18 protein-coding genes are annotated in these 21,127 nt (G+C 72.7%); 11 read left to right on the forward strand and 7 right to left on the reverse strand.

The features are described from left to right. Nucleotides 1-313 (reverse strand): hypothetical protein (locus Q9S36_RS47425; protein ID WP_311291704.1); only part of this gene is annotated, 313 nt, incomplete at its 3' end. Between the two features lie 119 nt (nt 314-432). Here Q9S36_RS47425 and Q9S36_RS47430 point away from each other — a divergent pair. From Q9S36_RS47430 to Q9S36_RS47455, 6 genes are all read left to right on the forward strand, one after another. Next, nucleotides 433-1,194: a class I SAM-dependent methyltransferase gene (locus Q9S36_RS47430; protein WP_311291705.1), complete on the forward strand. Its 762-nt coding sequence runs from the start codon at nt 433-435 to the stop codon at nt 1,192-1,194. 55 nt (nt 1,195-1,249) lie between these two features. Continuing rightward, on the forward strand, nt 1,250-2,263 hold the full coding sequence (locus Q9S36_RS47435; RefSeq protein ID WP_311291706.1) for a zinc-binding dehydrogenase: 1,014 nt from the start codon (nt 1,250-1,252) through the stop codon (nt 2,261-2,263). A gap of 22 nt (nt 2,264-2,285) precedes the next feature. Continuing rightward, nucleotides 2,286-3,080: a thymidylate synthase gene (locus Q9S36_RS47440; RefSeq protein ID WP_311291707.1), complete on the forward strand. Its 795-nt coding sequence runs from the start codon at nt 2,286-2,288 to the stop codon at nt 3,078-3,080. Further along, nucleotides 3,070-3,561 (forward strand): dihydrofolate reductase, encoded by a 492-nt coding sequence (locus Q9S36_RS47445; RefSeq protein WP_311291708.1) that lies wholly within the window; start codon nt 3,070-3,072, stop codon nt 3,559-3,561. The genes Q9S36_RS47440 and Q9S36_RS47445 overlap by 11 nt, the downstream gene beginning before the upstream one ends. After that, the gene (locus Q9S36_RS47450; protein WP_311291709.1) at nt 3,554-3,910 is read left to right on the forward strand and encodes a GntR family transcriptional regulator; all 357 of its coding nucleotides are present in this window, start codon (nt 3,554-3,556) and stop codon (nt 3,908-3,910) included. Before Q9S36_RS47445 ends, Q9S36_RS47450 begins: the two co-directional genes overlap by 8 nt. 315 nt (nt 3,911-4,225) lie before the next feature. Continuing rightward, complete coding sequence (locus Q9S36_RS47455; protein ID WP_311291710.1) at nt 4,226-4,624, forward strand: NUDIX domain-containing protein; 399 nt, start codon at nt 4,226-4,228, stop codon at nt 4,622-4,624. Between the two features lie 6 nt (nt 4,625-4,630). On the opposite strand, the gene Q9S36_RS47460 is transcribed toward Q9S36_RS47455, so the two are convergent. Together Q9S36_RS47460 and Q9S36_RS47465 are read right to left on the reverse strand one after the other, a co-directional pair. Then, nucleotides 4,631-5,428: a nucleotidyltransferase domain-containing protein gene (locus Q9S36_RS47460; RefSeq protein ID WP_311291711.1), complete on the reverse strand. Its 798-nt coding sequence runs from the start codon at nt 5,426-5,428 to the stop codon at nt 4,631-4,633. Further along, nucleotides 5,428-5,766 carry a TfoX/Sxy family protein gene (locus Q9S36_RS47465; protein WP_311291712.1) on the reverse strand — a complete coding sequence of 113 codons (339 nt, stop codon included), beginning with the start codon at nt 5,764-5,766 and terminating at the stop codon, nt 5,428-5,430. The genes Q9S36_RS47460 and Q9S36_RS47465 overlap by 1 nt, the downstream gene beginning before the upstream one ends. A gap of 61 nt (nt 5,767-5,827) precedes the next feature. Here Q9S36_RS47465 and dapA point away from each other — a divergent pair, with 61 nt between their 5' ends. From dapA to Q9S36_RS47480, 3 genes are read left to right on the forward strand one after another with little or no spacing between them, the layout of a single operon-like run. Next, complete coding sequence (dapA, locus tag Q9S36_RS47470) at nt 5,828-6,718, forward strand: 4-hydroxy-tetrahydrodipicolinate synthase (RefSeq protein WP_311291713.1); 891 nt, start codon at nt 5,828-5,830, stop codon at nt 6,716-6,718. A 28-nt stretch (nt 6,719-6,746) separates the two neighbouring features. Further along, nucleotides 6,747-8,432, forward strand: a complete 1,686-nt coding sequence (locus Q9S36_RS47475; protein WP_311291714.1) for a ribonuclease J — start codon at nt 6,747-6,749, stop codon at nt 8,430-8,432. Nucleotides 8,433-8,477: 45 nt separating this feature from the next. Continuing rightward, nucleotides 8,478-10,259, forward strand: coding sequence for a GAF domain-containing sensor histidine kinase (locus Q9S36_RS47480; protein ID WP_311291715.1), 1,782 nt, complete (start codon nt 8,478-8,480; stop codon nt 10,257-10,259). On the opposite strand, the gene cydD is transcribed toward Q9S36_RS47480, so the two are convergent. From cydD to Q9S36_RS47495, 3 genes are read right to left on the reverse strand one after another with little or no spacing between them, the layout of a single operon-like run. Beyond that, nucleotides 10,219-13,569, reverse strand: a complete 3,351-nt coding sequence (gene cydD / locus Q9S36_RS47485) for a thiol reductant ABC exporter subunit CydD (RefSeq protein ID WP_311291716.1) — start codon at nt 13,567-13,569, stop codon at nt 10,219-10,221. The genes Q9S36_RS47480 and cydD overlap by 41 nt on opposite strands. Beyond that, nucleotides 13,566-14,585, reverse strand: coding sequence for a cytochrome d ubiquinol oxidase subunit II (gene cydB, locus Q9S36_RS47490; protein WP_311291717.1), 1,020 nt, complete (start codon nt 14,583-14,585; stop codon nt 13,566-13,568). Before cydB ends, cydD begins: the two co-directional genes overlap by 4 nt. A 40-nt stretch (nt 14,586-14,625) precedes the next feature. Continuing rightward, on the reverse strand, nt 14,626-16,077 hold the full coding sequence (locus Q9S36_RS47495; protein WP_311291718.1) for a cytochrome ubiquinol oxidase subunit I: 1,452 nt from the start codon (nt 16,075-16,077) through the stop codon (nt 14,626-14,628). Between the two features lie 109 nt (nt 16,078-16,186). Here Q9S36_RS47495 and Q9S36_RS47500 point away from each other — a divergent pair, with 109 nt between their 5' ends. Then, nucleotides 16,187-16,555, forward strand: coding sequence for a BlaI/MecI/CopY family transcriptional regulator (locus Q9S36_RS47500; protein ID WP_311291719.1), 369 nt, complete (start codon nt 16,187-16,189; stop codon nt 16,553-16,555). Between the two features lie 17 nt (nt 16,556-16,572). Then, nucleotides 16,573-17,436: a M56 family metallopeptidase gene (locus Q9S36_RS47505; RefSeq protein WP_311291720.1), complete on the forward strand. Its 864-nt coding sequence runs from the start codon at nt 16,573-16,575 to the stop codon at nt 17,434-17,436. Nucleotides 17,437-17,522: 86 nt separating this feature from the next. Here the strand turns inward: Q9S36_RS47505 and Q9S36_RS47510 are convergent, their stop codons facing one another. Beyond that, on the reverse strand, nt 17,523-20,882 hold the full coding sequence (locus Q9S36_RS47510; protein WP_311291721.1) for a M4 family metallopeptidase: 3,360 nt from the start codon (nt 20,880-20,882) through the stop codon (nt 17,523-17,525). Nucleotides 20,883-21,127 lie beyond the last annotated feature (245 nt).

Consider the following 21,127-nt stretch of genomic DNA (forward strand, 5'->3'; position numbering starts at 1 on the left):
GCACGGCGCGGCGGCGCTGTCCCGTCGTCGCGGGCCCGATCGGACGGACCCGCCACCGAGGGGGGTCGCCGCGGTCGACGGCGGCGATCTCGACGGGGAGGGAGCGCAGCTCGTCGCGGCCGCGCCAGACGATCTCGAAGCGCTCGCCCACCGGCAGGGACACCCGTACGCCGTCACGCGTGCGGCCCACGGCGAGCACGATCTCCTCGTCGGTCGTCGCCTCCACGAAGCTGACCAGGGCTGTGCCCCGATCGTCGACGATCACGTCGACGACGTCCTTGACCTCGGGGACGTCGACTCCCGGGACACCCACGCACGTCCTCCTCACACGGTTCGGCGGCACGGCTTGCGTCCGAACGGGGGACCAGTATCACCGAGCACGGGCTCCGGGGTGCGCGAACGGCGTACACAGTCGGCCTAGGCTCTCGCCCCATGGCCGAGACCCTCTGGCGTGACGTGGCGAGCGACTACGACCGCAGCTTCGCGAGCCTGTGTGCCGGCAGCGGTCCGGCGCTGCTCGACCGGGTGCCGCCCCGCTCGGGGGTGGTCGACGTGGGCTCGGGATCCGGGCACCTGACGGCGGCGCTGGCGGCGGCCGGCCATCGCGTCATCGCCGTCGAGCCGGACCCCCAGATGCGCGCGCTGACCGGCTCCCGGGTGGGCGCGCCCGTGCTCGCCGGTGGCCTCCCGGACCTGCCGCTGGCCGCCGGCTCCGTGGACGTCGCCGTGGCCAACTTCGTGCTCAACCACGTCGACGACCCGCGCGCCGGCGCCCGCGGTCTGGCCCGGGTCACCGCGCCGGGCGGCAGGGTGCTGGCGACGATCTGGGGCAGCACCCCGCCCCCGCAGGCCGTGCTGTGGGGCGGCCTCCTCGACCGGGCAGGCGCCGAGCGGACCCCCGCGCCGCGCCTGCCGGCCGACCGCGACTTCGACCGGTCCCCGCGCGGGCTGGCGGGGATCCTGACCGAGGCCGGACTCGCCGTCACCCACCTCGGCACGGAGGCGTGGGAGTGGCGGGTGCGGGCCGAGGACCTGTGGGCCGGCCTCACCTCGGTCGGCAACTTCGGCATTGCCTGGCGGGCGCAGTCCGTCGAGGTGCAGCAGCGCGTGCGGGCCGCCTACGACACGGTCGGGGACGAGCTGGTCTTCGACGTCGAGTGCGTGCTGGTCGAGGCCAGGGTGCCGCGCGCCTAGATGCACGTTGGCGGGGCTTGATCTCAGGTGCACGTGAGCTCCTAGCGTCGCGGCCATGCCTGAGAAGACCGACATGACCCAGATGACGGAGATGACCGCGATCGTCCAGCGCACCTACGGCGGTCCCGAGGTGCTGGTGCCCGAGAGCCGGTTGCTGCCCGAGCCGGCGTCGACCCAGGTGCGGATCGCCGTGGCCGCGGCCGGCGTGCACCTGCTCGACACCGTCCTGAGGGAGGGAGAGACCGGTCCGTTCGGCCGCGCGGTGCTGCCGACGACTCCCGGACGGGAGGTCGCCGGGACGGTCGACGCCGTCGGTGACGATGTCCACGCGCACTGGCTCGGCCGACGGGTCGTCGCCCACCTGGGGCCGCTGAGCGGCGGGTACGCCAGCCACGCGCTGGCGCCGGTCTCGTCGCTCATCGAGCTCGCTGACCACCTCGACCCCGCCGAGGCGGTCGCGATGGTCGGCACGGGGCGCACCGCCCTCGGCATCCTCGAGGAGGCCGCCATCGGGCCGGGCGACACGGTGCTGGTCACCAGCGCCGCCGGCGGGTTGGGCGTGCTGCTCGTCCAGGCCGCGGTGCGTGCGGGCGCGACGGTGGTCGGGGTGGCGGGCGGTGCACGCAAGACGGCGCTGGTGGCGTCGTACGGCGCCGAGGCGGTCGACTACCTCGAGCCGTCGTGGGCCGGCAAGGTCGCGGCGGTGCTCGGCAGCGAGCGGCCCCTCACCGTGGTCCTCGACGGTGTGGGAGGCGCGGTCGGGCGTGCGGCCCTCGAGCTCGTGTCCCCGGGTGGCCGGCTGGTGATGTTCGGCTACACCTCGGGTGCGGTGGTCCCCCTCACCGCGCAGGACGTCCTCGAGCGTGGCGTCGCGGTGACCGCGGCGATCGGGGCGCGCATGTTCGCCCGCCCCGGTGGCATCCAGGCGCTCGCCGAGCAGGCGGTCGGGCGGCTCGCCGCGGGGGAGTGGCGCCCGGAGGTGACGACGTACCGCCTCGAGGAAGCCGCCGAGGCGCACCGGGCGCTCGCGGCGCGCGAGACCACCGGCAAGGTTGTCCTGCTGACGTGACGCCGAGCCGTAGAGTCGTCCCGTGCGCGCCTACCTCGACCTCCTGCAGCGGATCCTCGACGAGGGAGTGGAGAAGACCGACAGGACCGGCACCGGCACCCTGAGCGTGTTCGGCCACCAGATGCGCTTCGACCTCTCCGAGGGCTTCCCGCTGGTCACCACCAAGAAGGTCCACACCCGCTCGGTCTTCGGCGAGCTGCTGTGGTTCCTGCGCGGGGACACCAACGTGAAGTGGCTCCAGGACCGCGGCATCACGATCTGGGACGAGTGGGCCGACGACAACGGCGACCTCGGCCCGGTCTACGGCTACCAGTGGCGCTCGTGGCCCACGCCGGACGGCCGCCACGTCGACCAGGTCAGCCGCCTCGTCGAGGGCATCCGCGCCAACCCCGACTCGCGGCGCCACATCGTCTCGGCGTGGAACGTCGCCGACGTCGACGACATGGCGCTGCCGCCGTGCCACACGCTCTTCCAGTTCTACGTCGCCGACGGCAGGCTGTCGTGCCAGCTCTACCAGCGCTCGGCCGACACCTTCCTCGGCGTGCCGTTCAACATCGCGTCGTACGCCCTGCTGACGCACATGGTCGCGCAGGTGACGGGCCTCGAGGTGGGCGACTTCGTGCACACGATGGGCGACGCGCACCTCTACCTCAACCACGTCGAGCAGGCCCGGCTCCAGCTCTCGCGCGACCCGCGACCGCTGCCGCGCCTGATGCTGAACCCCGCCATCACCGAGATCGACGCCTTCGACCTCGAAGACATCGCGGTCGAGGGCTACGACCCGCACCCGGGCATCAAGGCACCCATTGCCGTCTGAGTCCGCACCCGGTGGTCGCCGCGTCGTCGCGGTCGCGGCCTACGCGCGCAACCGGGTGATCGGCGACCACGGCCGCATCCCGTGGCACATCCCGGAGGACTTCGCGCACTTCAAGCGCGAGACCATGGGCCTGACGATGGTGATGGGGCGCCTGACCTACGACTCCATCGGCCGCCCGCTGCCCGGACGCCGCACGATCGTCATCACCCGCAACCGGGACTGGCGCGTCGACGGTGTCGAGGTGGTCCACTCGCTGGAGGACGCGTTGGCCCTCGCCGACCCGAGCGCCGACCTGGTCGTCGCGGGCGGCGCCCAGGTCTACGCCGAGGCGATGCCGCTCCTCACCCACCAGGTCCTCACCGAGGTCGACCTCGACGTGCCGGGCGACGCCTTCTACCCCGAATTCGACCGCGCGGAGTGGCGGGAGACCCGCCGCGAGGTCGGGCCGGGCTGCGAGTGGGTGTGGTGGGAGCGTGCCTGAGCTGAGGGTCGACGTCGACGACACGTCCGGGGTGCCGCCGTTCGAGCAGGTCCGCGACGCGATCAAGGCGCAGGTCGACGACGGCACCCTCGCGCCGGGGTTCCGGCTCCCGCCGGTCCGGGCGCTGGCCACCTCGCTCGGCCTGGCCGCCAACACGGTCGCCCGCTCCTACAAGGAGCTCGAGGCCCTCGGTGTCGTCGAGACGCGCGGCCGCGCCGGCACCTTCGTCGCGGGCAGCGGGGTGGAGCGGTCGCTGCGCGAGGCGGCATCCTCGTACGCCGCCGCCGTCCGCGCGCTCGGCGCCTCCGAGGACGCCGCGCTCGACGCCGTACGCCGCGCGCTGTCGTAGTCCTTGCGTGCTGCTCCTCGCACACGTGCGGCGGATGTGGCCCTCGGATGGGTCAGCCGGGGGCCGTTTCTCGGACACGTGCGGCGGATGTGGCCCTGGATCGCCCCGTGATGGGAATGAATGTCCCGCCCGCCCCGTTGTGAGGGTCAGCTGACTCCGCATCATGCCCCCGGGCCTCACCACCTGCCGCTACGAGCGGCCATACGCCGAGAGGCGGCTGACGGATCAGCGAGCAGCACCACGCAGCCACCCGCGGGTAAGCCCCGGCCAGGGTGGCTGCGTGCTGTCCGGTGCAGGCATGGCAGGCTCGTCAGCATGGAGCCCGGCCGCGACGCGCACATCGTCGTGGCCGCCGTCGCCCTGGTGCGCGACGGCCGGGTGCTGACCGTGCGCAAGCGGGGGACCGAGCGGTTCATGCTCGTGGGCGGCAAGCTGGAGCCGGGGGAGTCGGCCCGGGACGCGGCGTTGCGCGAGACGCTCGAGGAGGTCGGTATCGCGGTCGACGAGGCCACGCTGATCGGCGAGTTCCACTCCGAGGCCGCCAACGAGCCGGGGCACACGCTCCACTCGACGGTCTTCTGGATCGAGTCGGACGCCGAGCCCGTCGCCGCGGGGGAGATCGCCGAGGTGCGGTGGACGCCCCTGGAGGACCACCCCGACGACCTCGCGCCGATGCTCGAGCACCACGTCCTGCCGGTGCTCCGCAACCGCTGAGGCCGGTCAGGAGAGGAGCGACAGCTCGTCGCCCCAGCCGTCGACCATGGCGGTCGTGCGGGTGTGCCCCCGCTCGGCGTCGTACGCGGCCAGCAACGGCCGCAGCCGCGCGAACGTCTCGCGGACGGCGGCGACGTCGCCGCGCAGGGTGCGCTCGACCAGCCCGAGCAGCTCGTCGGCGGGCCACCCGTCGAGCGGGTGGGTGCGCAGCTCCCACGGGAGGTACTTGTTGTAGGGGCGGACGCGGCCGGCCAGCGCGAAGACCACGTCGAGCAGCCATGGCACGGACTCGGCTGCGTCGAGCTGGGTCTCGAGCGGGCGGCCGTCGCGGTGGTTCTTCAGGGCGCGGTAGGCGAAGTTGAGCCAGCCGTCGAGCCGGTCGTGCTCGATGAGCACCTGGTCCGCCTCCTCGGGGTCGAGCGTGGCCTGGCGCCGCACGGCAGCGGCCAGCCCGCCCCCGGTGCGGTCGAGCAGCACCGGGGCCCAGGCGTAGGACCAGCGGAACCACCAGCCCTCGGTCCCGAACGGCGGCACCGTGATGAGCTCGGTCCAGGAGTCGATGGCCTCGTCGACCTCGGGGGAGTGCACCGTCGACCGGGTCGCCGCGGCCTCGTCGGTGAGCACCACGATGACGTCGAGGTCGGAGTGCTCCGTGGCGTAGCCGCGGCCGGCCGAGCCGCTCAGCACCAGGCCGAGCAGGTCGTCGCCGTGCGCCGCGTCGTTGCGCTCGGCCAGGCCCACCAACCTCGCTCGCTGCTCGTCGTCGAGCCAGTCGGGCGAGCCGGGCAGGTCCAGGTCGGGCACTACGTCTCCTTGGGTGGCAGGGTCCTCACGTAGGCCACGCCGCGGTCGACCCACAGCTGCAGCTGGTCGTCGTCGGCGAGCGCCTCGGGCGCGACGAGGAGCCACCCTGACATGGCCCGCCCCCGCATCTCCATCGGATTGACGGCCTCGCCGTCGACCCAGCCCTCCGCGTCGTCCGGGTCGGTCCGCACCATGAGCGAGCCCGTGCTGGCCGCGGCGACCGCCATGTGGCCGTCGAGCATGAAGCCCAGACCGCCGAACATCTTCTTCGACGTGAGCCCCGGCTCGCCGTCGAGCAGGTCGTGGATGCGCTGCGCCAGCGCCTCGTCGTACGCCATGCCCAGGAGTATGCGGCTCGGCGCCGACAACGGGGCGGAGCGGGAGCGATAACCTTCACGCATGAGCTCCACTGCCCCGTTCGGCCGCCTGCTCACGGCGATGGCCACCGCGTTCCACGAGGACGGCAGCGTCGACCTCGACGCGACGGCGCGGATCGCCGTGCACCTCGTCGACAACGGCAACGACGGCGTCGTCGTCAGCGGCACCACGGGGGAGAGCCCCACCACCTCGGTCGCCGAGGACGGGGAGATCCTGCGTGCCGTCCACGACGCCGTCGGCGACCGGGCAACGGTCATCGCCGGCGTCGGCACCAACGCCACCGCGCACTCGGTCGAGCTGGCCCAGCAGGCCGCCAAGATCGGCGTCGACGGCGTGCTGCTGGTGAGCCCCTACTACAACAAGCCCGGCCAGGCCGGCCTGCGCCACCACTTCGGCGCGGTCGTCGAGGCGACCGACCTCCCCGTGATGCTGTACGACGTCCCCGGCCGCACCGCGACCCTGATCGAGCTGCCCACCTACGAGGCGATGCGCGGCTACGACCACGTCGTCGCGGTCAAGGAGGCCTCGGGCCTGCTGCCGCGGACCGCGCAGCTGGTCGACATGGGCTACTCCGTCTACTCCGGCGACGACGTCGCCACCCTGGGCTACCTCGCCTACGGCGGGGTCGGCCTGGTCTCGGTCGTCGCCCACGCCGCGGGCCAGCAGCTCGCGGCCATGATCGACGCCTGGGAGCGCGGCGACCACGCCGAGGCGCTGCGCATCCACACCGGGCTGCTCCCGGCCTTCGACGCCGTGATGGGCGTCCCCAACTACGGAGCGACCACCGCGAAGGCAGCCCTGGAGCTGCTCGGGGTGATCGACAACCGCCGCGTCCGCGGACCCCTCGTCGCCCTCGACGACGACGAGGTCGCGGCGCTGCGCACCGGCCTGGCTGCCGCCGGCCTGATCTGAACCGACCCCCACCGAACCGAGGAAGTCCTTGAGTCATCCCCATCCCGACCTGAGCGCGCCCGCCCCCCTGCCCGAAGGAGGCCTCCGGGTCATCCCGCTCGGCGGCCTGGGCGAGGTGGGCCGCAACATGACCGTCTTCGAGTACGACGGCCGGCTGCTGCTCGTCGACTGCGGCGTGCTGTTCCCCGAGGACCACCACCCCGGCGTGGACCTGATCCTCCCCGACTTCGACCCGATCCGGGACCGCCTCGACGCCATCGAGGCCCTGGTGCTCACGCACGGCCACGAGGACCACATCGGCGCGACGCCGTACCTCCTGCGCGAGCGCGGCGACATCCCGCTGGTCGGCTCCAAGCTGACCCTCGCCCTCCTGGGCTCCAAGCTCCGTGAGCACCGCCTCAAGGAGACCGCCCAGTACGAGGTCGCCGAGGGCCAGACGATCACCTTCGGGCCGTTCGTGCTCGAGTTCGTCGCGGTCAACCACTCGATCCCCGACGCGCTCGCGGTCGTGATCCGCACGGGCGCCGGCGTCGTGCTGCACACCGGCGACTTCAAGATGGACCAGCTCCCGCTCGACGGCCGGATCACCGACCTCAACGAGTTCGCCCGCCTCGGCGACGAGGGCGTCGACCTGTTCCTCACCGACTCCACCAACGCCGAGGTCCCCGGCTTCACCACCTCGGAGAAGGAGATCTCGCCGGTCCTGGAGCGCGCCTTCGCCAAGAGCGAGAAGCGCATCATCGTGGCCTGCTTCGCCTCCCACGTGCACCGCGTCCAGCAGGTGCTCGACGCTGCCGTGGCCCACGGGCGCAAGGTCGGCTACGTCGGCCGGTCGATGGTGCGCAACATGGCGATCGCCCAGGAGCTCGGCTACCTCACCGTCCCGCCGGGCGTGATGGTCGACGCCAAGGAGCTCGCCGACCTGCCGCCGGAGAAGCAGGTGCTGATCTCCACCGGCTCGCAGGGCGAGCCGCTCTCGGCCCTGAGCCGCATCGCGCAGCGCAGCCACTCCTTCGTGCACCTCGAGGAGGGCGACACCGTCATCCTCGCCAGCTCGCTCATCCCGGGCAACGAGAACGCCGTCTACCGGGTGATCAACGGGCTCGCCCGCCTGGGCGCCAACGTGGTGCACAAGGGCAACGCGCTCGTGCACGTCTCCGGCCACGCCAGCGCCGGCGAGCTGCTGTACTGCTACAACATCGTCAAGCCGCGCAACGTGATGCCGGTGCACGGCGAGGTCCGCCACATGCGCGCCAACGCCGACCTCGCCCGGGCCACCGGCGTGCAGAACGTCGTGCTCGCCGAGGACGGCGTCGTCGTCGACCTCGTCGACGGCGTGGCCAAGGTCGTCGGCAAGGTCGACGTCGGCTACGTCTTCGTCGACGGCACCACGATCGGCGACATCTCCGAGGCGTCGATGAAGGACCGGCGGATCCTGGGCGAGGAGGGCTTCCTCTCGGTGATCGTGGTCGTGGACTCGGTGACCGGCAAGGTCGTGTCCGGGCCGGAGATCCACGCCCGCGGGTTCGCGGAGGACGAGACCACCTTCGCCGAGATCAAGCAGCCGATCATCGACGCGATCGACGCGGCCGTCGCCGACGGGACCAACGACAGCTACCAGCTGCAGCAGACCATACGACGTGTCGTGGGTCGCTGGGTCAACCGGGCACATCGACGGCGTCCCATGATCATTCCTGTGGTGATCGAGGCCTGACGCCCTAGACTCCCGGAAGATCTTCATCGTGGTGGGGAGGTGCGGATGCCGAGCCAAGGGGCACTGAGGCGCCTCGCGGAGCTGATGCGCCGCGTGAACTCCTCGACCGACACCGAGGTGATCCTCGAGGAGATCGCCCACGGGGTCGTCGACGTGCTCGGCTACGGCGTCGCCGCGATCGCCCGGCTCGAGGGCGACACGCTGGTCATGACCAACGTGGCCGGCCCGCCCGAGGTCGTCGCGCAGATCCTCAACCGTCGTACTCCTGCCGAGCAGATCCTCGACGAGTTCCGGCAGGCCGACCGGTGGGGCATCCTGCGGTTCGTGCCGGCCGGCCGGATGTCGGAGGAGCGGCTGCGCGCCGCGTGGATCCCCGAGCTCGACACCGACAGCGACGACCCCGAGGCGTGGCACCCCGAGCACGCCCTCTACGCGCCGCTCTACTCCGCCAGCGGCGAGCTGCTCGGCAACATGGCGGTCGACCTCCCGGCCGACAACCGGGTCCCGAGCATCGACGACCGCGAGCTGCTCGAGATGTTCGCGGTGCAGGCGGGCGTGGCGCTGTCGAACGCCCGCGAGCGCGAGCGGCTGACCGACCGCGTGCGCCTGGACCGGATGCTCACCACGGTGGCCGGGTCGGGCACCCAGCACGGCCTCGCCCAGGCACTCGGCACCGCCGTGACCGCCGTGGCCGAGTGCCTGGGGACCGCACAGGTCTGGGCGCGCACGTTCCCCAGCGACGCGCAGGGTCGCGAGCTCGGTGCCGCGACGCCGCGGCCCTTCTCGCCCGAGCTCGACGTGCCCGAGCTGCGCGAGGACCTGCGGCGCCTGGCCACGCTCCCGGTCCTCATCGAGCTCGGCGTGGACGACCAGGAGTCGGAGCACCTGCCGTTGAGCCGCGAGCCGCTGCAGGAGCGGATGCGGGCGATGCACGCCGACCGCACGGTCGTGTGCCCGCTGGTCTCGCAGGACGAGCTCGTCGGCTACGCCGTCCTCGGCTTCGCCCGCCGGTCCCGCGCCATGACCAGCGGTGAGGCCGACGCGGTGCTCGAGGTGGGCCGCCTGCTCGGCCAGATCGTGCGCGCCTCGCGCGTGCTCGAGACCGAGCAGCGGCTGGTGCAGGAGCTGCGCGAGCTGGCCCGCTACCGCAGCGAGCTGATCGCCACGATCAGCCACGAGCTCAAGACGCCGCTGACCGCGATCCTCGGCCACGCCGAGCTCATCGCCGACCGCCATCCAGACATGCGCTCGATCGACGCCATCATCCGCAACGCCCAGCGACTCGGCCTGCTGGTCTCCAACCTGCTCCACTACTCCCGCGTCCAGGGTCGCCGCGAGACCGTGCGCCGCGCGGTGGACCTCGCGGAGCTGTGCGAGGCCAGCGTCGACCTGCTCAGCATCCGTGCCAAGCAGGCCAACGTCAGCCTCGCTTTCACCACGCGCGAGCTCGGTCCGGTCGTCGTCTTCGGCGACCCCGAGGAGCTCGCCAGGGTGATCGACAACATGGTCGACAACGCCGTGAAGTACACCCCCGAGGACGGCTCGGTGACCGTCGCGATGGCGGTGTCGGAGCACGAGGTGAGCGTCGAGGTGACCGACACTGGCATCGGCATCTCGCCGGCCGACCAGGCGCACGTGTTCTCGGCGTTCCACCGCTCCACCAACCCCAACGCGCTGTCCATCCCCGGCACCGGGCTGGGCCTGCCGATCGCGCAGCGGATCGCGGAGTCGCACGGCGGCACGCTCGAGCTCACCTCCGAGCTCGGTCAGGGCAGCACGTTCCGGTTCACCCTGCCGCTGCGGACCTCGCGAGAGCAGGCCGGCTGACGGAGGCCGGTGCGCCGGCCTCGAGGTGCACGACGCGGTCCATGGACTCCAGTCCGACGGTGCCGTGGGTGATCCACACGATCGACCGGCCGGCGCGGGCCGCCGATCCGAGCATCTCGGTGGCCACCTCTCGCGCCGTCGGGCCGTCGAGGTGCGCGGTCGGCTCGTCGAGCACGAGGACCCGGGGATCGGCCAGCAGCGCGCGGGCGAGGGCCAGGCGGGCCCGCTCGCCACCGGACACCTCTCGGGCGCCGGTGCCGACATGGGTGTGCAGGCCCTCCGGCAGCGAGTCCACCCAGTCGCCCAGGCGGGCCCGGTCGAGCGCCGAGCGGACCTCGGCGTCCTCCGCGCCCGGCCGGGCCAGGCGGACGTTCTCGACCACCGTCGAGGCGAACACGTGCGGGTCGTCGTCGACCAGCCCCACCACGCCGCGCACGTCGTGCAGGGCCAGCTCGCGCAGGTCGGTGCCGCCGAGGCGTACGTCGCCCGCGACGGGGTCCACGAACCGCACCAGCGTGGCCGCGACCGTCGACTTGCCGGTCCCGGACGCGCCGGTGATGCCGAGGTGCTCGCCCGGGCGCACGACCAGCTCGTCGAGCGCGAGGACCCGGCGGTCGGTCCAGCCGAGGGACCCCCGCACGGAGAGGCCGTGGCCGTCGGGGACCGGGCGGGGGTCGGCCGGGTCGCTGACGGCCGGCTCGGTCGTCACCAGCCGGTCCAGGCGCTGCCGGGCGGCGCGCGAGCGCACGGACAGGGCGCCGGCGTCCGCCAGTCCGCCCGTCACGTCGGCGAGGGCGAGCGGCACGAGCAGCAGCAGGGCGAGCACGGCGGGGGAGACCGTGCCCGTGGGGACGACGGCTGCGACCGCCACGACGCCGAGGCCGGCGGCGGCGCTGGTCAAGGCGGTGCCGGCCGCGACCGCGCGGGCCGAGCGGCGTACGACCCGGGCGAGGCCGGTCGACTCCGCGCGCACGCCGGCCAGGGCGGCGTCGGTCGCGCCCCACTGCTCGAGCTCGCGCAGGCCGTGGGCGAGCTCTTCGACCCGGGTGCCGAGAGCCGCGCGCCGAGCGACCACGCCCTGTTCCGCGCGCGCGGCGCCGGCCCGCCCGAGCAGGAACGCGACGGCGCCCGCCGCGACGACGGCGAGCACCACCGCGCCCGCCGCCGGCGCCACGAGTGCGGTGAGCGCCACGGCGGCGCCACCGACCAGGGCCGCGGTCACGACGGGCTGGCGGACCCGGAGCCGCTCGTCGAGCAGCGCGTCGACGTCGTCGACCACGCGGGTGAGCAGGTCGCCGCGACGCGGGCCGAGCCGACCGGGCACCAGCGGGACCAGGTCCGCGTAGACCTGCGCGCGTCGCTCGGCCAGCTCGCGGAGGACGACGTCGTGGCTCAGGATGCGCTCGGCGTGCCGCAGGACGGGGCGGGCCAGGCCGAAGAGCCGCACCCCGACGATGGCGACCATCAGGTGGAGCACCGGCGGGTGCTCGCTGGCGCGGGTGATCAGCCACCCGGCCGTCGCGGTGAGGGCGACGCCGGAGGCGGTGGACAGGGCGCCCAGGACGGTGGCGGTCCGCAGGCCCCAGCGCGAGGGCTCGTCCGCAGGGTCGGCCGCAGGGTGGCGGCGCACGACGTCGTTCCTGGGCGTGACGGTGTGGTCTGCCGCCACCGTGGCGGCGGGAGCGTCGTGTGCCGCCACCGTCGCGGGCTCGGCGGCGGGCGCGAGGCGCACCACGCGGTCGGCGGCGGCGAGCACCGTGTCGCGGTGCGCGACGACGACCACCAGGCGGGTGCGGGCGAGCCGGGCGACGGTGTCGAGCAGGACCTGCTCGGTCTCGCGGTCGAGGTGGGCGCTGGGCTCGTCGAGCAGCACGACGGGCCGGTCGGCGAGGACCACGCGGGCCAGCGCGACCCGGGCCCGCTGGCCCGCGGACAGGCCGGCCCCGTCCTCGCCCAGCCGCGTGCCCAGGCCGTCGGGGAGAGCGCGGACCGCGTCCTCCAGGCCGACGCTGCGCAACGCCGCCCACACCTCGTCGTCGCTCGCGGTGGCCCGGCCGAGCCGGACGTTGGCGGCCACCGTGCCGGCGAGCAGCCAGGGGCGCTGCGGTGCCCACCCCACCCGCGCACGCCACCACGCCGGGTCGACCGACGCCAGGGGAGTGCCGCCGACCAGCACCTCGCCGCCGAGGGCGGGCAGCTCACCGCGCAGGGTGGCGAGGAGGGTGGACTTGCCGCAGCCGGACGGGCCGGCGACCGCGACCAGCCCGCGCGCGGGGAGGTCGAGGTCCAGTGGTGCGGCGAGCGGGGCGTCGTACCCGATCTCGAGGGCGCGGAGCGCGAGGGCGGCGGAGTCGGGCCGCGACGTTCCCGGGAGCCCGGTGGCCGCGCGCGCCAGGAGTACATCGGCCTCGGCCAGCGCGGCGGTGCCCTCCGCGGCGGCGTGGAACTCCGCGCCGACGCGCCGCAACGGCCAGTACGCCTCGGGGGCGAGCAGCAGCACGGTGAGCGCGACGCGGAAGTCCACCGCGTCGGAGGCGAGCCGGAGCCCGACGGTCACCGCGACCAGGGCGACGGAGAGGGTGGCCACGAGCTCGAGGACCGACGAGGACGCGAAGGCCACCTTGAGCGTGTCGACGGTGGCCCGGCGGTGGCGGTGCGTGACCGCCCGGATGGTGCCGACCTGGGCCTCGGCGCGGCGGTGCGCGACCAGGGTCGGCAGTCCGCGCACCACGTCGAGGAAGTGGCCCGACAGCGCCTCCAGGGCGCGCCACTGGCGCTGGGCGCGGTCGCGGGTGGTGAGCCCGACGAGGATCGCGAAGACCGGCACGAGCGGCAGCGTGAGCGCCACGACCAGGCCGGAGAGCGGGTCGAGCCAGGTGATCGCGGCGAGCGTGACGACGGGCAGGACGGCGGCGGGGACGAGCGCGGGGAGGTAGCGGGTGACGTAGGGCTCCACGCCGGTGACACCGCGCGTGGCCAGCACGGACAGGCGTGCCGGGGCCACGTCGTCGATGCGTCGCGCGGCGTCGAGCAGGCGGTCGCGCAGCGCTCCCGAGACGTCGCCGGCGGCCCGGACGGCAGCGCGCTGCCCGACGTACGACGCCGCCGTGCGCAGCAGGACCAGCCCGGCCAGCCACCACGCTGCCCGCGCCCAGTCACCCGGTCCGACCGCCGCGACCACGAGCGCGCCCAGCGCGAACGCCTGCGCGACCGTCGCCAGGCCGCCCACCACGCCGGTGGTGACGACCACGGCCAGTGGTCGTCCCGCGGGGCGGAGGTGGGTCAGCACCGCCGGGTCGAGGGGCTTCACCTCGAGGCGTCCGCGAGGACGGGGCTGGGGATGTGGTGGACCGAGATGCGCTTGCGGAACACCCAGTAGGTCCAGGCCTGGTAGCCCAGCACGATCGGGGTGAACACGACCGCCACCCACGTCATCACCTTGAGGGTGTACGCCGTCGCTGCCGCGTTGGTCGTGGTCAGCGAGTACGCCGGGTCGGTGGTCGAGGGCATCACGTCGGGGAAGAGGGCCAGGAACAGGCCGACCACCGCCAGCGCGATCGTGACGAACGTGCCGACGAAGGCCCAGCCCTCGCGGCCGACGCGTGCCGCGGCCAGGCCGGCCAGGAGCGCCACCGCGGCGACTGCGAAGACCACCGCGGTGAGGGCCGTCCCGGTCCTGACCTGGGTCCACACGAGGAACACGACGGCCAGGACGGCGGCGACCAGGCCGATGCGCACGGCGAGGTCGCGGGCCCGGTGGCGGATGTCGCCGTCGGTCTTCAGCGCCACGAACATCGCGCCGTGGGCGGCGAACAGCGTGAGCGTGACAAGCCCGCCGAGCAGGCCGAAGGGGTTGAGAAGGGTGAAGAGGTTGCCGGTGAACTCCTTGTCGGCGTCGATCGGGACGCCGGCGACGATGTTGGCGAACGCCACGCCCCACAGCAGCGCGGGGATGAACGAGCCGACGATGATCGCGAGGTCCCAGCGCTGCTTCCACGCCGACTCCTCGCGCTTGTGGCGGTACTCGAAGGCGAGGCCGCGCACGATGAGCCCGACGAGGATCAGCAGGAGCGGGAGGTAGAAGCCGCTGAAGAGCGTGGCGTACCACTCCGGGAACGCGGCGAACGTGGCACCGCCGGCGACGAGCACCCAGACCTCGTTGCCGTCCCAGACCGGGCCGATGGTGTTGATCATGACGCGGCGCTCGGTGTCGTCCTTGGCCAGGACCGGCAGCAGCATGCCGACGCCGAAGTCGAACCCCTCGAGGCAGAAGTAGCCGACCCACAGCACGGCGATGAGGGCGAACCAGACGGTGGTGAGTTCCATGTGTGTCTCTTCCGTGTCTCTTTCGGGGAGGGCGTCGCGGTCAGTAGGCGAACGTGAGGGGTGCGTCTTCGTCGTCGGAGCCGCCGACCTTGACCTTCGGTGGCTCCTCGAAGGGCTCCGCCCCCTTCTTGATGTAGGTCACCAGCAGCTTCACCTCGACGACGGCGAGAACGGCGTAGAGCGCGGTGAGCACGACGAGCGACGTGGCGGCCTCGAAAGTGCTGACGCCGGGGGAGACGCCGGACTCGGTCGTCATCAGGCCGAAGACCACCCACGGCTGGCGGCCCATCTCGGTGAAGATCCAGCCCCACGACGAGGCCAGCGTCGTGGCGATCGGCAGGCTGAGCCCGAGCACGCCGAGCCACCGCACGCCGGGCGTGCGGCCCTTGCGGGTCAGCCACAGGATCAGCGCGGCGCCGCCGGCGGCGAAGAAGCCGAGGCCCATCATGAAGCGGAACGACCAGTAGGTGACCGGGATGATCGGGACGTAGTCGCCGTCGCGCTGGGCCGGGTCGGCCGAGTCGAGCGTGCCGTAGGTCTCGGCGTACTCCTCCTTGAGCGGGTTGATGCCCTGCACGGTGCCGTCGAAGGAGCCGGTGCCGAGGAAGGACAGCAGGCAGGGCACGGTGATCGAGAACTTCTCCTCCGTGCCGTCGGGGGTGCCGACGGTGAAGACCGAGAACGGCGCGCAGCCCTCGCTGGTCTCGTAGAGGCCCTCGGCGGCGGCCATCTTCATCGGCTGCACCTCGGTCATCACCTTGCCCTGGAGGTCGCCGGTGATCGCGACGCCGAGGCCGGCGAGGAGGGTGACGACCGCGCCGATGCGGATCGCGCGGTGGTAGAGCGGGCGGTCGGCCTCGTGCTTCTTCTTCATGTAGAGGTACGCCGAGACGCCGAGCAGGAAGGCGCCCGCGGTCATGTACGCCGCGAAGACCACGTGCGGGAACGTCACCACCTGCACCTTGTTGAACATCACCGCCCAGAAGTCGGTCAGCTCGGCGCGGCCCGACTCGGGGTTGAAGCGGTAGCCCACGGGGTGCTGCATCCAGGAGTTCGCGGCCAGGATGAACCACGACGAGGCGAGGGTGCCGAGGTGGACCAGCCACATGCATCCGGCGTGCAGGCCGCGCGGGAGCTTGTCCCAGCCGAAGATCCAGAGGCCGAGGAAGGTCGACTCGAGGAAGAACGCGAGCAGGCCCTCCACCGCCAGGGGAGCGCCGAAGACGTCCCCGACGAAGCGGGAGTAGTCCGACCAGTTCATGCCGAACTGGAACTCCTGCACGATGCCGGTGACGACCCCGATGGCGAAGTTGATGAGGAAGAGCTTGCCGAAGAACTTGGTCAGCCGGAGGTAGTCCTCCTTGCCGGTGCGGACCCAGGCCGTCTCCAGTCCGGCGATCACGGCCGTGAGCCCGATCGTCAGCGGCACGAACAGGAAGTGGTACACGGTGATGATCCCGAACTGCCAGCGGGCGATGTCGAGCACGTCCATGGGCACACCTTTGCTTGGGGTCGGCGCTGCGGCGCAGAGTTACTACAGATCGTAGTAGATACTACGCCGTGTCGTACTTTCCCGGACAGGGCCCCTAGACTCCTGAGGCATGAGTCCAAGGTCCCGGATGGGTGAGCTCGAGCAGGCCGTCCTCGACGTGCTGTGGGACCTCGGGTCGGCCAGCGGCCGCGAGGTCCACGAGAGGCTCGCCGCCCGCGGTGGGCGCGAGCTCGCCTACACGACCGTCATGACGGTGCTCGACCGCCTGGCCCGCAAGGACGTCCTGGTCCGCGAGCGCGAGGGCCGGGCCTTCCGCTACGCCCCGCGCCGCTCGCGTGCCGCGATGACGGCCGAGGTGATGCGCGAGGCGCTCGACGAGACCGGGCCGGACCGCGACCAGGCGCTCGTGTCGTTCGTGGGCGAGGCCAGCGAGGCCGACCTCGCCGCCCTCCGGCGCGCGCTGGCCGACCTCTCCTGATCGATCCCCCGACCGCCGTGCCCACCCCTGTCGTGCTGGGGGTGCTCGCCGTGCTGCTCGCGGGGCCGGTGCCCTGGGCGCTGTCGCGGTGGCACCGGCTCCGGCGTACGCCCGCGGCCGCGATGCTGCTGTGGCAGGGCATCGCCCTCGCCGCGGTCCTCGCGGCCCTCGGCGCGGGGCTCTCGCTGGCCACCGACCGGCTCTGGGAGTCGCCGGTGGCCCGGGCCGACGTCGCTGTCGCCGTCCTCGCCGGCGCCGTCACGGCGGTGGTCGCCGCCCGGCTGCTGCGCAGCGGCCACCTCACCGGGACCGAGCTCCGGCGGATGCGGCGGGTGCACCGCGAGCGGGTGGACCTCGTGGCGAGCCTCGACCGGGGCGTCTCGGTGCTCGAGCACGACGTCCCGGTCGCCTACTGCGTGCCGGGCATGAGCGGCTCGCGCATCGTCGTCTCGCGGTCCACCCTGACCCGGCTCACGACCCCGGAGCTCACCGCGGTCCTCGAGCACGAGCGCTCCCACCTGCGGGCCCGGCACGACCTCGTCCTCGAGGCGTTCACCGTGCTGCACCGGGCCTTCCCGCGGTGGGTGGCCAGCGGCGCCGCCCGCGACGAGGTCGAGGTGCTGGTGGAGGTGCTCGCGGACCGGGCCGCCGTACGCCACGTGGACCGCCGCGCGCTGCTGTCCGCGCTGCTCACGCTGGCCGGCTCGTCCGCGCCCCGCGGTGCGCTGGGCTCGGCAGGCTCGTTGGCCGCGCGCGCCGAGGTGCTGCGCGACGAGGGCCGGCACCCGCTCCAGGCGGCCGTCGCGGTCACCCTCGCCGTCGCGGTCCTCTCCCTGCCGACCGTGCTCGTCGTGCTGCCCTGGCTCACCGGCCTGCGCTGAGCGCCCCTGCGTCGGACCCCGGGCACGGGAAGGGCCCCGGCGGATCTCTCCGCCGGGGCCCTCCCGTGATGTCGCTCAGCCGGTGATCAGCGCACCACGCGGAAGCGGATCCGCTGCTTGCTGCGGTCCACGGTGTCCGAGCCCTTGTACTTGGCCTGGACGACGTGCTTGCCGATCTTGTAGTCCCGCTTGATCTTGAACACGGCCTTGCCGTTCTTCACCTTGGCCTTGCCCATGAGCTTGCCGTCGATGCGGATGACGACCTTGCCCGTAGCGGTGGCGTCCTCCGCGGCGACCTTGACCACGATCGTGAAGTTCTCCCGGAAGGAGGGCTTCTTCGGCTTGATCATGGCCACGGTCTTCGACTCCGCCTTGCCGGCCTCGTCCGCGGCCTTGACGGTGACCACGACGGTGTCCGAGGACGGCTGGAAGCCGCCGTTGCCGGCGTACTTCACCTTCAGCGGGTGCGTGCCGACGGGCAGGTCGGCGGGCAGGGTGACCGAGGTCTTGCCGCCCGACAGCGTGCCGGAGCCGAGCTTGGTGCCGTCGGCCTTGAGCACGTCGACCGTGCCGGTCGGCGTGCCGCCGCCGGCCGCGGTCACCGTCACGTCGACCTTCGACGCGGTGCCGAAGACCGAGGGCTCCGGGACGTGCGCCGAGGTGGTCGTGGTGCCGTTGACCTCGCAGTCGACCAGCTGGACGTTGTCGACCGACCAGCCCAGGACACCGCCACAGCCGTCGCGGCCGATGTCGAAGCGCAGCTGGAAGGTGCTGCCGGTCTTCACGCCGAGAGCGGCGAGGTCGACCACGGACGTGCCCCAGCCGGACTCGAGGGTGCCACCGTCGGTGCCGGTGAAGCCCTCCTCGCCCTCGAGCGGGTTGGTGCTGCCCTCGCCGGACGTGGCGAGCTGGGTCGGCGCGTTGTAGAGGTACGCCGACGCCGGCACGGTGGTGAAGGCACCACCGTTGAGGCTCACCTTGAGGTTGCCGCCGTCGTAGCCCAGCTCGGTCGAGACCGAGTGGTCGAAGGTCAGCTTGGGTGCGCCCACCTTGCCGACCGCGATGACCGGGCTGGCGATCGAGTCGCGGCTGGAGAAGTCACCGGCGCCGTTGGTGCACTGACCCTGGTCGGGCGCGGGGCCGAAGGCCACCTTGCCCGGGTGGCCGTCGGCCGTCGCGGACTGCCACGGTGCGTTGAACCCACCGCTGAAGACCACCTCGTTGCTGGGCGTCCAGCCGGCGAGGCCGTCCTCGAAGTCCTCGCTCCAGACGGTCTTGCTCGTGAAGCCCTCGCCGCACAGCGACGGAGCCTTCGGGTCGAGCATCGGCTGGAAGTCGCACTGCACGGGCTCCGTGCGGAGCTCGGTGGCAGCGATGACCTTCGCGAGGTCGGCGCAGTCGGCCGCCGTGATCGGGGTCGCGGGCTCGACCTCGCCGTCGCCCAGGGTGACCTTGTTGATCGGCTGGCCGGTCAGGTCGACGCACGAGGCCTCGAGGCCGTCGGCCAGGTCGGCGAAGTCCGACGTCGGCGTCAGGTAGGCCGACTGGGCGCGCCACCAGATGTTCGACGCCTTGTCCAGGCCCATGCCGGTCATGGACTGACCGTTGTAGGCGCCGCCGTCGACGGCGAGCGCGTAGGCGTGGTTGGGCACACCGGAGTTGCTGTGCACGCCGCCACCGTCGTCGGTGCCACAGCGGTACTCGGCGTCCGAGACCTTGCCCGGGTCGCCGTAGCAGGTGGGCGTCCACATGTCGCGGATCGCGCCACCGAAGGCCGAGGACTTCTCGCTGAGGACCCAGCGGGCGTTGTCGTCCTTGGCCGCCTCGTCGATGTCCTTGACGGTCATCGTGACCGCGCCCACCGACTTGATGCGACCGGCGGCCTCGGCGTCGACCATCAGGCCGTAGATCGGGAAGTCGCCGCCCGCGGCAGCCGGGGCGCCGTTGGTGACGTTGCCGACCACGATGCCGGTGGCACCGGCGTCGACGGCGTTCTGGACCTTGTCGTTGAGGACGCAGGTGCCGCGGTCGAGGTAGACCCACTTGCCGGAGACGGCCGCGCCGTTGGTGAGGGGGGTGCAGCCGTCCGTGGTGGTCGGGCCCTCGTCGTTGGCCGCGTCGGTGCCGGCGACGACGTCAGCGGTGACGCCGGCCTTGTCGAACACGGGGCCGTGCTGGAACGGGACTGCCCACTCGCACTCGCCGGCGACGCTGGCGGGGGCGGTGATGGTCGCGCCGATCTCGCCGCGCGTGTAGCGCGAGCACAGTCCGGCGGTGCGCTCGACGCTGAGGTCGCCCTCGCCCTCGTCCTCACGGGAGTTGAGGATGTCGATGGTCTCGCCGAACACGTCGGACATGGACTCGTTGAGCGCGCCCGACTGCCACTGGTAGATCAGGCCCGAGGTGTACTCGGTGTAGGCGTGGCTCCACTCGTGGCCGACGGTGTCGTCGTCGTAGACGCCCGGGCAGAAGCTCGTGTACTGGCCGTTCCACGAGGCGTTGGGGCACCGGTCGGCGCGGTTGTGCACCAGGAACATGGTGCCGCCCTCGCCGTCGAAGGAGTCGCGGCCGAACATGTTGGCGTAGAGGTTGTAGGTCTCGCGCGTGGTCTCCAGCAGGTTCAGCTGGTCCTGGTCGAGGGTGCCCGGCAGCGGGTCGCCCTCGTTCCACAGGTTGGTGAAGGTGTCGTCGCTGGTGTCGTCGGGCGTGCCGCCGTCGTCGCTCACGGTGAAGAGGCTGCGGTCGAGCGCGTCGTGGATCCGCGAGTAGCGGTTGACGGGCTTGAGGCTGGTGCTGTCGAGCAGCAGCACGTCGTTGACGGTGCCGCTCTTCTCGGTCACGTTGGACACGTTGACCTGCCAGGCCAGGACGGCCTCGCCGGTCTCGCCCTTGACCGAGCCCTTGCGGTAGACCACGAGGTCCGCGCTGTCGGCGCGCAGGCCGGTGGTGTCGGCGGCCTTGTCGGCGCTGACCTTCGGGGGCGTGGCCCGGACGATGCCGAGGGCGACCTTCTTGGCGTCGGCGGCGCTGCGGCGCGGGGTCGTGCTGAGGTCCAGGGCGGGGGCGGCGTAGCCGCTGACCGAGGTGAGGTCGCCCTGCTTGTCGAGGTTGGCCTTGAGGGCCGAGCCGAAGACCGGGACGCCGTCGTAGGTCTGCGTGTAGGTGACGGTCCAGCCGAGCTTGTCCGAGTCGACCCGGACCTGCTTCAGCTCGCCGCTGCGCGCGCCGAGGACGGCGGCGTACTTGTCGAGGTAGGCATCGGCCTTGGCGACCGCGGACGCGGCGTCGGTCGCGGACCGGGCCGGGAGCAGGTCGCCGTTGGTGCGGACGAAGCCGGCCTTGCCGGTGGCCGCCTCCTTGCTGATGGCGACCGAGCCGTCGGCCTGGTCGCGAAGCTGCGAGAGCAGCGACTCTGCGGCCGTGGGCGCCGCAGTTGCTTGTGCCACGAGCAGGGGAGAGGCCGCCAAGCCTGCTCCCACCACCGCCAGCGCAAGCCCCCTGTTGAGGACCTTCACGTGAAATCCCTTCGATGACGACGTCACCCGAGACGGGTCGTTCGGGTGATCCGGGTCACCATATGGACTTGTTGCGGGCTGGCGGAAGATCAATCGAAAGCCTTTTCGTGACAATCGCCGATCGCGCTGCACCAGGACCCCCAGAAGGGTGGGGTCGCGTCCGGTCATCGGGCACG

Source organism: Microbacterium sp. ARD31 (assembly GCF_031844425.1).

What these genes read in the sequence shown, in the direction of transcription:
- Q9S36_RS47430 (WP_311291705.1), top strand. Translation starts at nt 433, where the DNA reads ATGGCCGAGACCCTCTGGCGTGACGTGGCGAGCGACTACGACCGCAGC.
- Q9S36_RS47435 (WP_311291706.1), top strand. Translation starts at nt 1,250, where the DNA reads ATGCCTGAGAAGACCGACATGACCCAGATGACGGAGATGACCGCGATC.
- Q9S36_RS47500 (WP_311291719.1), top strand. Translation starts at nt 16,187, where the DNA reads ATGAGTCCAAGGTCCCGGATGGGTGAGCTCGAGCAGGCCGTCCTCGAC.
- cydB (WP_311291717.1), bottom strand. Translation starts at nt 14,585, where the DNA reads ATGGAACTCACCACCGTCTGGTTCGCCCTCATCGCCGTGCTGTGGGTC.
- Q9S36_RS47465 (WP_311291712.1), bottom strand. Translation starts at nt 5,766, where the DNA reads ATGGCGTACGACGAGGCGCTGGCGCAGCGCATCCACGACCTGCTCGAC.
- Q9S36_RS47455 (WP_311291710.1), top strand. Translation starts at nt 4,226, where the DNA reads ATGGAGCCCGGCCGCGACGCGCACATCGTCGTGGCCGCCGTCGCCCTG.
- Q9S36_RS47480 (WP_311291715.1), top strand. Translation starts at nt 8,478, where the DNA reads ATGCCGAGCCAAGGGGCACTGAGGCGCCTCGCGGAGCTGATGCGCCGC.
- dapA (WP_311291713.1), top strand. Translation starts at nt 5,828, where the DNA reads ATGAGCTCCACTGCCCCGTTCGGCCGCCTGCTCACGGCGATGGCCACC.
- Q9S36_RS47495 (WP_311291718.1), bottom strand. Translation starts at nt 16,077, where the DNA reads ATGGACGTGCTCGACATCGCCCGCTGGCAGTTCGGGATCATCACCGTG.